This window comes from Flavobacterium omnivorum, from assembly GCF_900099915.1.
GTDB classification, from domain to species: Bacteria; Bacteroidota; Bacteroidia; order Flavobacteriales; family Flavobacteriaceae; genus Flavobacterium; species Flavobacterium omnivorum.
Genome location: NZ_FNDB01000001.1, coordinates 124,536 through 136,977, shown reverse-complemented (window position 1 = coordinate 136,977; position 12,442 = coordinate 124,536). Strand labels below are relative to the sequence as shown.

The 12,442-nt window shown below is 34.9% G+C and carries 17 protein-coding genes and 1 tRNA gene; 3 read left to right on the top strand and 15 right to left on the bottom strand.

What is annotated here, in order from left to right; genetic code table 11:
* Positions 1-4: 4 nt before the first annotated feature.
* From BLS90_RS00640 to pdxA, 10 genes are all read right to left on the bottom strand, one after another.
* Complete coding sequence (locus tag BLS90_RS00640; protein WP_091253797.1) at positions 5-295, bottom strand: hypothetical protein; 291 nt, start codon at positions 293-295, stop codon at positions 5-7.
* Positions 296-331: 36 nt separating this feature from the next.
* Positions 332-628: a hypothetical protein gene (locus BLS90_RS00635; protein WP_091253794.1), complete on the bottom strand. Its 297-nt coding sequence runs from the start codon at positions 626-628 to the stop codon at positions 332-334.
* Between the two features lie 30 nt (positions 629-658).
* A complete protein-coding gene (locus BLS90_RS00630; protein WP_091253791.1) occupies positions 659-955 on the bottom strand; it encodes a hypothetical protein in 297 nt (98 codons plus the stop codon).
* A 30-nt stretch (positions 956-985) separates the two neighbouring features.
* Positions 986-1,282 (bottom strand): hypothetical protein, encoded by a 297-nt coding sequence (locus BLS90_RS00625; protein ID WP_091253788.1) that lies wholly within the window; start codon positions 1,280-1,282, stop codon positions 986-988.
* Between the two features lie 269 nt (positions 1,283-1,551).
* The gene (accC, locus tag BLS90_RS00620; protein ID WP_073355552.1) at positions 1,552-2,898 is read right to left on the bottom strand and encodes an acetyl-CoA carboxylase biotin carboxylase subunit; all 1,347 of its coding nucleotides are present in this window, start codon (positions 2,896-2,898) and stop codon (positions 1,552-1,554) included.
* A 98-nt stretch (positions 2,899-2,996) separates the two neighbouring features.
* The gene (gene accB / locus BLS90_RS00615) at positions 2,997-3,476 is read right to left on the bottom strand and encodes an acetyl-CoA carboxylase biotin carboxyl carrier protein (RefSeq protein WP_091253784.1); all 480 of its coding nucleotides are present in this window, start codon (positions 3,474-3,476) and stop codon (positions 2,997-2,999) included.
* 23 nt (positions 3,477-3,499) lie between these two features.
* Positions 3,500-4,498, bottom strand: a complete 999-nt coding sequence (locus BLS90_RS00610; protein WP_091253781.1) for a beta-ketoacyl-ACP synthase III — start codon at positions 4,496-4,498, stop codon at positions 3,500-3,502.
* Positions 4,499-4,668: 170 nt separating this feature from the next.
* Positions 4,669-4,863: a 50S ribosomal protein L32 gene (gene rpmF / locus BLS90_RS00605; RefSeq protein WP_007137315.1), complete on the bottom strand. Its 195-nt coding sequence runs from the start codon at positions 4,861-4,863 to the stop codon at positions 4,669-4,671.
* 9 nt (positions 4,864-4,872) lie between these two features.
* Positions 4,873-5,415, bottom strand: coding sequence for a YceD family protein (locus BLS90_RS00600; protein WP_091253778.1), 543 nt, complete (start codon positions 5,413-5,415; stop codon positions 4,873-4,875).
* An 85-nt stretch (positions 5,416-5,500) separates the two neighbouring features.
* Complete coding sequence (gene pdxA / locus BLS90_RS00595; protein ID WP_091253776.1) at positions 5,501-6,550, bottom strand: 4-hydroxythreonine-4-phosphate dehydrogenase PdxA; 1,050 nt, start codon at positions 6,548-6,550, stop codon at positions 5,501-5,503.
* 58 nt (positions 6,551-6,608) lie between these two features.
* On the opposite strand from pdxA, the gene BLS90_RS00590 reads away from it, so the two are divergent.
* Entirely contained in the window at positions 6,609-7,196 is a 588-nt protein-coding gene (locus tag BLS90_RS00590) for a riboflavin synthase (RefSeq protein WP_091254593.1), read from the top strand.
* Positions 7,197-7,228: 32 nt separating this feature from the next.
* On the opposite strand, the gene BLS90_RS00585 is transcribed toward BLS90_RS00590, so the two are convergent.
* The 3 genes from BLS90_RS00585 to mce form a co-directional block, all read right to left on the bottom strand.
* Complete coding sequence (locus BLS90_RS00585; RefSeq protein ID WP_139171366.1) at positions 7,229-7,456, bottom strand: hypothetical protein; 228 nt, start codon at positions 7,454-7,456, stop codon at positions 7,229-7,231.
* 194 nt (positions 7,457-7,650) lie between these two features.
* Positions 7,651-7,724 (bottom strand) — tRNA-Ile (locus tag BLS90_RS00580).
* Between the two features lie 144 nt (positions 7,725-7,868).
* A complete protein-coding gene (mce, locus tag BLS90_RS00575) occupies positions 7,869-8,270 on the bottom strand; it encodes a methylmalonyl-CoA epimerase (RefSeq protein ID WP_091253770.1) in 402 nt (133 codons plus the stop codon).
* Between the two features lie 217 nt (positions 8,271-8,487).
* On the opposite strand from mce, the gene BLS90_RS00570 reads away from it, so the two are divergent.
* Positions 8,488-10,140, top strand: a complete 1,653-nt coding sequence (locus BLS90_RS00570) for an Ig-like domain-containing protein (protein WP_091253767.1) — start codon at positions 8,488-8,490, stop codon at positions 10,138-10,140.
* Between the two features lie 6 nt (positions 10,141-10,146).
* Here BLS90_RS00570 and BLS90_RS00565 read toward each other — a convergent pair whose 3' ends face one another.
* Positions 10,147-10,914, bottom strand: a complete 768-nt coding sequence (locus BLS90_RS00565; protein ID WP_091253764.1) for an amidohydrolase — start codon at positions 10,912-10,914, stop codon at positions 10,147-10,149.
* Positions 10,915-10,985: 71 nt separating this feature from the next.
* Here BLS90_RS00565 and BLS90_RS00560 point away from each other — a divergent pair, with 71 nt between their 5' ends.
* Positions 10,986-11,549 (top strand): hypothetical protein, encoded by a 564-nt coding sequence (locus BLS90_RS00560; RefSeq protein WP_091253760.1) that lies wholly within the window; start codon positions 10,986-10,988, stop codon positions 11,547-11,549.
* A gap of 88 nt (positions 11,550-11,637) precedes the next feature.
* Here the strand turns inward: BLS90_RS00560 and BLS90_RS00555 are convergent, their stop codons facing one another.
* Entirely contained in the window at positions 11,638-12,384 is a 747-nt protein-coding gene (locus tag BLS90_RS00555; RefSeq protein ID WP_091253757.1) for a succinate dehydrogenase/fumarate reductase iron-sulfur subunit, read from the bottom strand.
* Positions 12,385-12,442 lie beyond the last annotated feature (58 nt).

The following is a 12,442-nucleotide window of genomic DNA, read 5'->3' as shown; positions in this document are numbered from 1 at the left end:
CCAATTATTTATTTATCCAGTTCCCTTCAGCATCCGCGTAAACAGTAGCTTTCTGGTCTCCAACTGTAATTTCTAATTTGTATTCTTTCTTTTCATTAATGTATGCTTTTTCTAGAATTGCTCCTGGATGGGCCGTTTCAAGAGCTGCTTTCACAGCATCAGGAACAGTCTCTACTACTACATATCGTTCTTGAACAAGTATTGATTGATTTTGTGGATTTTGCAATGGAGCTGTTACCGCATACGTAGATAAACTTCCCATAATTAGGGCTGCTGATAAAATTAATTTTTTCATGGTACTTGTATTTTGATATAGTATTATTTTAAAAATCTATTTTTGAATCCATTTTCCGCTTTCATCAGCAAACAGATTGCCTTTCTTGTCGCCTATTGTGACATCCAGTTTATATTCTTTTTTTGCATTGATGTAGGCTTTATCTAAAATTGCATTAGGATAGGACCCTTTCAACGCATCCATAATCGCTACTGGAACTTCCTCTAATTTAACTTCGGTATATTCTTCTTGAGTAGTTGTTGTTTTAACTACTTGGATTGTATTTGGAACTATTGCTGCATAAGTTGATATACTTCCTAAAACGATTGCTGCTGATAAGATTAATTTTTTCATAATATTTGTTTTATTGTTATTTTTAATTGCTTATTTCTGAATCCATTTCCCATTCTCGTCGGCAAACAAATTCCCTTTTTTTCCATCCATGGTAACCTCTAACTTATACTCTTTGGCTGCATTGATATACGCTTTGTCTAAAACTGTTTTTGAATAGGCTCCTTTTAATGCCTCTATAATTGCCGCAGGAACTTCCTCTAATTTAACTTCGGTATATTCTTCTTGAGTAGTTGTTGTTTTAACTACTTGGATTGTATTTGGAACTATTGCTGCATAAGTTGATATACTTCCTAAAACGATTGCTGCTGATAAGATTAACTTTTTCATAATATTTGTTTTATTGTTATTTTTTAATGCCTATTTCTTAATCCATTTCCCATTCTCGTCCGCAAACAAATTCCCTTTTTTTCCATCCATGGTAACCTCTAACTTATATTCTTTGGCTGCATTGATATACGCTTTGTCTAAAACTGTTTTTGGATAGGCTCCTTTTAATGCCTCCATAATTGCCACAGGAACTTCCCCTAATTTAACTTCAATATATTCTTCTTGAATGGTAGTTGTTTGTACTACTCCAACTGTACTAGGCACTGTGATTGCGTAAGTAGATACACTTCCTAAAATAATGGCTGCGGATAAGATTAACTTTTTCATAATGTATGTTTTATAGATTGTTTATTTGTTTTTGTTGCTAATGGTAATAGAATAATCATACCACTTTTACAATACAACCCACCATCTTCATAAATATCTTAAAAACAATGTTTTATAAAAAAATACAAACTTTGTAAACGGGGCAATTGGGCAATTTTGTGAGTATCCTGTGTATTATTTACACGCCTTGCTGCTTGTTCTGAAAAAATTCGATCCAAAAAAAAAACCTTGCATCGCTGCAAGGTTTTAAAAATATAAGTTTAGTATTTCTATTCTGGATCATTCATTTTGAAAGTATCCATAAATGCCGTTGTATAATCACCCGCAATATAACGCGGATCATCCATTAACTGTCTGTGAAAAGGAATCGTTGTTTTGATTCCCTCGATAACAAATTCATCTAAAGCTCTTCTCATTTTGCTAATTGCTTCCTCACGAGTTTGCGCAGTTGTAATCAATTTAGCAATCATAGAATCATAATTAGGAGGAATCGTATATCCTGAATACACGTGCGTATCTAAACGAACACCGTGCCCTCCTGGCATGTGAAGGGTAGTGATTTTCCCTGGAGATGGACGAAAATCATTATAAGGATCTTCCGCATTGATACGGCATTCTATCGCATGCAATTGTGGTAAGTAATTCTTACCTGATATCGCTACGCCGGCAGCAACAAGAATTTGTTCACGAATTAAATCATAATCAATAACTTGTTCTGTAATAGGATGTTCTACTTGAATACGAGTATTCATCTCCATAAAGTAGAAATTACGATGTTTATCTACTAAGAACTCTACAGTTCCTGCACCTTCATACTTGATATATTCTGCTGCTTTTACAGCTGCAGCACCCATTTCAGCCCGCAATTTATCGGTCATAAATGGCGAAGGTGTTTCTTCAGTCAATTTTTGGTGACGCCTCTGCACGGAACAGTCTCGCTCAGAAAGGTGACATGCTTTTCCATATGAATCGCCTATAACCTGAATTTCAATGTGGCGAGGCTCTTCAATTAATTTTTCCAAATACATTCCGTCATTACCAAAAGCAGCTGCAGATTCCTGACGTGCACCTTCCCAGGCTTTTAATAAATCTTCCTCTTTCCAAACGGCACGCATTCCTTTTCCACCGCCACCAGCAGTAGCTTTAAGCATTACTGGATAACCAAAATCTCTTGATAATTGCAAGGCCTGGTCATAAGATTCTAAAATTCCCACTGAACCTGGTACACAAGGAACACCTGCTTCAATCATTGTCGATTTTGCAGAGGCTTTATCTCCCATTCTATCAATCATCTCAGGAGAAGCTCCAATGAATTTGATACCATGTTCTTGACAAATTTTTGAAAACTTCGAATTTTCAGAAAGGAATCCATACCCTGGATGTATTGCATCTGCATTTGTAATTTCAGCAGCTGCAATTATGTTTGACATCTTCAAATAGGACAAGTTGCTTGGAGGCGGCCCAATACAAACTGCTTCGTCAGCAAACTTTACATGTAAACTTTCAGCATCAGCAGTAGAATAAACGGCTACCGTTTTTATACCCATCTCCTTGCAAGTTCTAATTACGCGTAACGCAATTTCCCCTCTATTTGCAATTAATATTTTTTTAAACATCTTTTTTTGAAATTTTAAATGTTGAATTTTAAATTTTAAATTATTTCAAATAACGAAAACTCATCATTCAAAATTTATAATTTATAATTTATAATTTCTTATGATGGATCTACTAGGAATAATGGTTGGTCAAATTCAACTGGTGACATATCGTCCACTAAAATTTTTACAATTTTACCAGAAATTTCAGATTCGATTTCGTTAAATAATTTCATCGCTTCGATTACACAAAGAACGTCCCCTTTAGAAATAGTTTTACCTACTTCCACAAACATTGGTTTATCCGGAGATGGTTTTCTATAAAAAGTCCCAATAATTGGAGATTTTATAGTGATATAATGTGAATTTTCAACTACTGGAGCCTCAGGGACAGCGGCCACAGGTGCCATTTGTGGTGCAGCTGCTACTTGCTGAGGTACCGCTTGAGCAGGCATTTGTTGCACATAAGTGGTCTCTGTTACATTTCCTTCCAAAGTTGTTCTAATGGTGATTTTGACATCATCCATTTCCAACTTAACTTCTGCAACTCCTGAATTTGCTACAAACTTGATTAGATTTTGAATTTCTTTTAAATCCATAATTATTTGTTTTTAGTTTAAATTTATTTTTTGTCGTATGCCCATTTTAGATAAATAGATCCCCAAGTGAATCCACCTCCAAAAGCAGCCAAAATTATAACATCACCTTTTTTGAATAAATGTTCAAAATCACTTAGTACTAATGGCAAAGTGGCCGAAGTCGTGTTTCCGTATTTCTCTATATTCATTAGCACCTTAGAATCTTCGAGGTTCATTCTGTTAGCCGTAGCATCAATAATACGTTTATTAGCCTGATGAGGAACTAGCCAATCAACATCTTCATTGGTCAAATTATTTCTTTTGAGAATTAATTCGCTTGAATCCGCCATATTAGTAACCGCATACTTAAAAACAGTTTTCCCATCTTGGACAATATTGTGTTTATTATCTGTTACCGTTTGAAGAGTCGTTGGATTAAGAGAACCACCTGCATCAATTTTCAAAAAATCTCTGCCTATTCCATCACTACGAAGGTATTCGTCTTGCAATCCTAATCCTTCATAGTTAGGTTCAAATAATACTGCACCGGCACCATCCCCAAAAATAATGCAGGTCGAACGATCCGTGTAATCTACGATAGAGGACATTTTATCTGCGCCTATCAATAGCACTTTTTTATATCTTCCTGATTCGATGTAAGCTGCTGCTGTTGACATGCCAAATAAGAAGCTGGAACAGGCTGCCTGCAAATCATACGCAAATGCATTTGTAGCTCCAATCTGAGTGGCAACATATACGCCCGTTGCTGCTACTGGCATATCTGGTGTTGCAGTTGCCATTATCAATAAATCTATTTCCAAAGGATCAATATTGGCTTTAGCCAATAAATCTTGCGCAGCTTTTACAGCCAAAAAAGAAGTTCCTTTATCCTCATCTTTGAGAATCCTTCTTTCTTTTATTCCTGTGCGAGAGGTAATCCATTCGTCATTGGTATCCACCATAGTTTCAAGAGCTTTGTTGGTTAGCACAAAGTCCGGAACATAAGCTCCAACAGCGGTTATTGCGGCTGTGATTGTATTCATTGTATGCATTTATTTCTAGTCAAATGTTGCCATTTGAAATTTTTTAAAAGACTTGAAAATTACAAAAAAAATTCCACTCTCTTTGAATTGGAACTTCTTATTTAACGAAAATTACAAACAACAAAAAAACTCTCACGATGTGAGAGTTCGAATATCATTTCCAAAATGTATTAAGCAACAGCTACAGATTTATCTATAACAACTTGCCCTCTGTAGTACATTTTACCTTCATGCCAATACGCTCTGTGGTATAAATGCGCTTCTCCAGTGATAGGACAAGTAGCGATTTGTGCTACAGTTGCTTTGTAATGTGTTCTTCTTTTATCTCTTCTTGTTTTGGAGATTTTTCTCTTAGGATGCGCCATTTTACTATATTATTTATCCGTTAATAGTTGCTTTAATTTGTCCCAACGTGGGTCTATATTTTCTTCTTCTTTATTCTCTTCTTTTTCTTCCTTTACTAATAGCTCATTGAGCTTAGTCAGGGCTTCCGTTTTTAAACTTCCGTCTTTTATGCCCGGATGAACGCGTCTTAGAGGAACTGACAATACAATCATTTCATAAATATATTGCGCCACATCCATCTCAAATTCACCATGTGGCAGAATCAACAAAGCCTCATTTTCATTGTTAAATTCTTCTCCAAAACGAACGATTAACTTCATCGCACCTTTAATTGGCAAATCAAAATCTTCGCTTGTGAGATCACAAGGTACATTTACAACACCTTTATGTTTAAAACTCAATTCTAACAGCGTACTTTTTTTCTCTAAAACTACATTTACTTTGATATTTGAATCTTGATATTCATTATAATCAAAGATTTCAAAGAACGCATTATTGATTTGATATTCAAAATGATGTTTCCCTAGCTTTAATCCTATGAAAGGAATTAAATATTCTTTTGTGTTCTTCATTTCAACAACAATTTGCCCCTAAACTTCGGGAGTGCAAAGATATAAAATTATTGCAAATCTAATAATGTTATTCACTTTTTTTTGTTCACAACTGCTTTTCTTTTGTTTTCAGTGGTTTTTTACTGATTTCGGCATATTGATTTCGCGAATGATAGATATCTATTGCTAGATATACCGCTTCTTTAAACGAGTTAAAATCAGATATTCCCTTACCCGCTATATCATAGGCCGTACCGTGATCCGGCGACGTTCTTACCTTGCTTAAACCAGCAGTATAGTTTACCCCTTTACCAAAAGACAATGTCTTAAAAGGAATCAATCCTTGGTCGTGGTACGTTGCTATCACGGCGTCGTATTTTTCGTATTGGTTACTCCCAAAAAAACCATCCGCCGCAAAAGGTCCAAAAACTAAAGTTCCTTTATCAAATATTTTTTTTAAAGCAGGCTTAAGTATCAAATCATCCTCTGTACCGATAACACCGCCATCGCCGCAATGAGGGTTTAATCCTAATACTGCAATTTTAGGCTTGTTTATACTGAAATCCTGAATCAATGACTGTTTAATGGTTTCAATCTTTTTTCTAATCAATTCCTCCGTAAGATGAGAGGCCACTTCGCTTAAAGGAATATGATCCGTCAACAATCCTACCCTTAACGTATCCTGAACCATCAACATAAGAGCATTACCTTCTAGTTCTTGATCCAAATAATCTGTATGTCCTGGAAACTTAAATTCGTCTGATTGAATATTGTATTTGTTTATGGGTGCCGTTACTAACACATCAACAAGTCCTTCTTTAAGCGCTTTAGTTGCAGCTACAAATGATTTTATAGCATACTCCCCTGCTTTTGGATCGCTTTTACCAAGATTCAAATCCAATCCTTCTCTCCACAGATTTAAAACATTTATCTTTCCTGGAACAATTTGATCTAATCTATCAATACCATGCAGTAAAGAAGTCGATTGAAAACTTTTTTTCACAAAGGACAACAGCTTAACGTTTGCAAAAATTACAGGCGTACACAACTCTAACATACGAGCATCCTCAAATGTTTTTAAAACAACTTCGCTTCCAATACCGTTTAAATCTCCAATAGAAATTCCTACGATTATATTTTCTGCTTTTTTCATCATGACATACCGTTATTTATTGCTAATTTTGAAGTGCAAATTTAGTAAAATAAAACAAGAAATGTTTACAGGAATCATAGAAACCCTTGGAACCATCCAAGAAATAAAAAAAGAGAACAGCAATCTACACATCACCATTAATTCATCTATAACCGCTGAACTAAAAATTGACCAAAGTGTCGCTCATAATGGCGTGTGCCTTACGGTTGTCGCCCTAACAGACAACTCCTACTCTGTAACGGCAATTGATGAAACCATAAAGAAAACAAACTTAATAAATTGGAAAATTGGAGACTTAGTCAATCTGGAAAGAGCCATGAAACTAGGCGATCGACTTGACGGACATATCGTTCAAGGCCACGTTGATCAAATTGGCACTTGCACAACAGCAGCGGAAACAAATGGAAGCTGGCTTTATACCTTTGAATACGACGAAAACCTGCACAACATAACAATCGAAAAGGGTTCAATAACCGTAAATGGGGTGAGCTTAACCGTAGTAAACTCCATGAAAAATGAATTTAGCGTAGCTATTATTCCCTATACTTACGAGCACACTAATTTCAAAAACTTTGAAGTAGGCACAAAAATAAACCTTGAATTTGACGTTATCGGTAAATATGTTTCCCGATTGTACACTAACAAATAACAAGTACCTACTACCCAAAAAAAACTCCAATTTTACATTGGAGTTTTTTGTTTTAGTTCAAAACTGTAAATGATATAAATTCCCACAAACAAAGCAATCAACACCAGTATAAAAATATTCTCATCAATAGCTAATCCGGGAGGCGGAGGTGGCCTTCTTCTTCCTACAGGGCTAGGTGGATTTGCAATGCCAGCAAACGCATTAAAAATGCCTAGCACTAAAATCATTAAAATAAAAAAAACGCTCTTTAAAAATTTCATAAAATTAATAAAATAAAAAAAAATCATTCTTAAAGTATAATTTGCAGAAAGATATAATTTCTTGTAAAATAAGCACATAGTTTTAACAAAAACAACAACCCACGTGATAAAAGTACATTTTTATATAAAAAACATACTCAAAGTTGCTATAAACAAAAAAAATCTTTCAAAAAAATTGAAAGATTTTATAATTGTGGTCCCACCTGGGCTCGAACCAGGGACCACCTGATTATGAGTCAGGTGCTCTAACCAGCTGAGCTATAGGACCGGTTTTGAGTTTGCAATATTACTACTATTTTTTCTTTGCTCCAAATATTTAGTTGTTAGATTTTAGGATAATTTACTAATTAACACCGCTGAATCGCAAACCAACTGACTATTAGAATACTACCTAATCCCATGGAAAATAAAATTATTTAATCTCTTGACACAATTCAATTAGCACTCCATTAGTATTTTTGGGATGTAAAAAAGCAACCCATTTATTATCAGCACCTTTCTTTGGAATTTCATTTAAAACTACAAAACCCTCTTTTTTTAAACGCGCAATTTCTGAAATAATATCTTCTACATCAAAAGCGATGTGATGAATCCCTTCTCCTTTTTTTTCTAAAAACTTAGCAATAGGACTTTCGGGTGTGGTTGCTGCCAAAAGCTCAATTTTGTTAGGCCCATTCTTAAAGAAAGAAGTGGTTACTCCTTCACTTTCAACTGCTTCAAACTTGTATGCAGGAGCACCAAAGAGTTTTTCAAAAACTAAATTAGACACTTCTAAATCCTTGACCGCAATCCCTATGTGTTCTATTTTTCTCATTATTTATGTTTTGAACTTGTTGGCACTTTAAGATTAAAAAATGCAAAACCGCTACAATTTATAGTTCTGAATGTTTAATGCTGTAAATTTAAACATTATCTATTTAAATAAGAGGCTTGCGCAGTAAGTTACACAATATCCTTCATAATAATTTTATAAAAAACAGCAAACACATTAATTATAATTGTTATTTTGTAGATTCTAATTATGATTTGATATGTTGAAAAACAATTTAAAATATACCTTCTTTCTATTACTTTTAATTACTGTTGGCTGTGCCAAAAGAGGCTCAATAACCGGTGGGCTGAAAGATACTATTGCTCCTGTATTGAAAATGAGTTTCCCAAAGAACTTCAGCACTAACTTTAAAGGCAATGAAATTAAATTAATATTTGATGAAAATGTTAAATTGAAAAACCTGAGCAAGCAATTAATCATTTCACCGCCAATGAAAAACGAACCCTTAATTCTTCCAACAACCGCAAGCAAAACAATTTCGATAAAAATAAAAGACACCCTGCAACCCAACACGACCTATAGCTTTAATTTTGGCCAAAGCATCGCAGATAATAATGAAGGAAACCCATACAATCAATTCAAATATGTGTTTTCTACTGGCGCATTTATCGACTCTTTAAGCCTTGGCGGCAGCATCAAAAGCGCTTTCGATAGAGAAGTAGAATCCTTTGTTTCAGTAATGCTATACGAAGTAAATGATAATTTTAAAGATTCTATAGTTTACAAAGAGGTACCCAGGTATGTAACAAATACCTTAGATAGCTTAAAAACGTTTCGACTTGAGAATTTAAAAGCTGGAAAGTATCTTCTTGTAGCCATGAAAGACTACAATAGCAACAACAAATACAACCCAAAAACAGATAAAATTGGATTTAGCAAGGACTTCATCACGATTCCTAACGATACGGTGTACGAATTAGAAATATTCAAGGAAACACTTCCTTTTAAAACTTTTAAACCCATTCAAGCTTCTGGAAACCGATTATTACTTGGATATGAAGGCAAAATAAATTCAGGTATTTCAAAACCCAAAATAATCCTGAAAAACAACACTGAAATCCTATCGACAGTCATTACTAAATTCCCCAAAAAAGATTCCCTGCAAATCTGGTACAAACCCATTAAAGTAGATTCGCTAACCTTGGCTGCAGCCAAAGAAAATTACCAAGCGAACTTCAGTTTTAAAATAAAAGACCAAAAGAAGGATACACTGAGTATTATCGCTTTGCAAAACAATACTTTAAAGTTTAGAGAACGCTTTACCTTAGAGAGTAATACGCCTTTAATTCGTTTCGAAAATTCTAAAATGAAGCTGATTAATAATTCAAAAACTACGGTGCCATTTACTACAGAATACGATGAGTTCAATCAGAAATTATATTTTGACTTTAAAAAAGAACCTTCTGAAAATTACACTTTTGAAATTTTGCCCGGAGCGTTAACTGATTTTTTCGAGCAGACTAATGACACCTTAAACTACAAAATAGCAACCAAAACCACTTCCGATTACGGTAACCTAACCGTAACACTACAAAATGTAAAACAATTTCCGCTTATTATCGAACTTACTAGCCTCAAAGGAGAAGTCCTAAACTCGGAATACACAGAAAATAAAACCACGATAGATTTTAATTTAATTGAACCTGCGCTTTACACCCTGCGTATTGTTTATGATACCAATAAAAACAAAGAAGGGGACACAGGTAATTACCTTGAAAAACGACAGGCTGAGGAGGTCCTTTATTTTTCAAAAGAAATTGATGTTCGTGCTAATTGGGATGTAAATCAGATATTCGATTTAAGCCTTCCCTACATTCCCGAACCAAAAAAGAAAACCGAAAAGAAAAACTAGAAGTGCCTATTTATTTATTTCAAAAGCATCTCTATCGTTTAGAAACCCTAGTTTGTGTCTAGTTCCTAACATAATTTCTTTGTCTAATAGCACCGAAAAATTACCTTCGGATGTAACTGGTTCCAAAATATAATTCCCAAGAAAGTCTAATGCTTGCGAGTGCCCTATGTATTCGTAAGCATTACCATCAGCCCCTATTCTATTGACCCCAATAACATAACTCATGTTTTCAATCGCTCGGGCCTTTAATAAAGCATCCCAAGCATTTGTTCTTATTTTTGGCCAACTGGCAACATAAATCAATAAGTCATAATCCTCTGAATTTCTGGAAAAAGCGGGGAAACGCAAATCATAACAAATCAACGGACAAATTTTCCAACCCAAGTAGTCAATTACTGTTTTTTGGTTTCCACTAGTATAGACTTTGTCTTCCCCAGCTAAGGTAAACAAATGTCTTTTATCGTAAAATTGAATTTCACCTGATGGAAACACAAATACCAATCGATTGTAAAAATTTCCATTTTCCTTTATAACTAAACTTCCCGTAAAAGCACAGTTCCTGGCTTTCGCCAACGCTTTAAGCCAAGTTATTGTTTCGCCTTGCATTGTTTCAGCTACAGTCTCAGGGCTCATTGTGAAACCACTTGTAAACATTTCCGGCAATACAATTAAATCCATATTTTCAGTAATTGAATTGATTTTCGCTTCGAAATAATCACGATTTGACTGCGGATTTTCCCAAATTAATGGAGCTTGGATCAGATTGACTTGCATTGTTTTATTTTTTATAAAAATAAGAAATATAGGAACACCATAAGTTTATTACATTAGCAAAAAATATTTTTATGAAAAAGTTACTGGTTACAAGCACACTGTTATTCTCTATTTTTATTTTTGGTCAGGAGCAGTCAGGGGCGAAACAATTTTGGGAAAACTTACAGATACAGTGCGGTAAATCGTTTGAAGGTGAAGTAAAAGAAGGTGCTTCTAATGATACTTTTCGAGATAAAAAACTAGTAATGCATGTTCGCAACTGTGATGAAAATACGATTCGGATTCCGTTTTTTGTAGGAGATGACAAATCGAGAACTTGGGTGTTAACCTATAAAAATGACCGAATCCAATTGAAACACGACCACCGGCATGAAGATGGCTCTGAAGATAAAGTGACTCAATACGGCGGAACAACATCAAATTCTGGTTCATCAACACTTCAGTTTTTTCCGGCAGATCAAGAAACCTGCGAGTTAATTCCAAATGCTTCCGCAAATGTCTGGTGGATCACTTTAGATGAAACTTCTTTTACATATAACCTAAGACGGATCGGTTCAGACCGTTTGTTTACCGTGAAATTTGACTTGACAAAAGCAGCAACAACACCTTCAGCACCTTGGGGATGGAAAGACTAAACTAAATTCTGAAATCTAACTTTTAACCATAAAAAAACGCATCTAATTTTGAAATTGAATGCGTTTTATAAATTTATATATTACGGTTTTATCCTTTCAAACTTGCAGACAAATATTCTCTATTCATTCTGGCAATATTTTCAAGCGAAATTCCTTTTGGACATTCTACTTCACATGCTCCAGTATTGGTACAGTTACCAAAACCTTCTGCATCCATTTGAGCAACCATATTCATTACACGGTCAGCAGCTTCAACTTTACCTTGTGGCAATAAAGCAAATTGAGACACTTTTGCAGAAACAAATAACATAGCCGAGGAGTTTTTACAACTTGCCACACAAGCTCCACAACCAATACAAGTTGCAGCATCAAAAGCTCTATCTGCATCATGTTTAGGAATAGGAATTGTATTTGCGTCGATCGTGTTTCCAGATGTGTTTACAGATACAAAACCACCAGATTGCTGGATTCTGTCAAATGCACCTCTGTCTACTACTAAATCTTTAATTACTGGGAAAGCTTTTGCTCTAAATGGTTCGATAAAGATAGTATCTCCATCTTTAAATTTACGCATGTGCAACTGACAGGTCGTAACTAAGCGATCTGGTCCATGTGCCTCACCATTGATGTATAACGAACACATCCCGCAAATTCCTTCACGACAGTCATGATCAAAAGCAACTGTGTCTTCGCCTTTCACAATCAATTCATCGTTTAAAATGTCAAGCATTTCAAGGAAAGACATATCTGGTTCAATCCCATCAATTGGATATTCTACGATTTTACCTTCTGCAGCGGCATTTTTCTGACGCCATATTTTTAATGTAAGTTTCATATTTTTAGTTTGAAAGTCATAAAGTCGAAAGTCGAAAGTCGAATGACATGCTGCCATT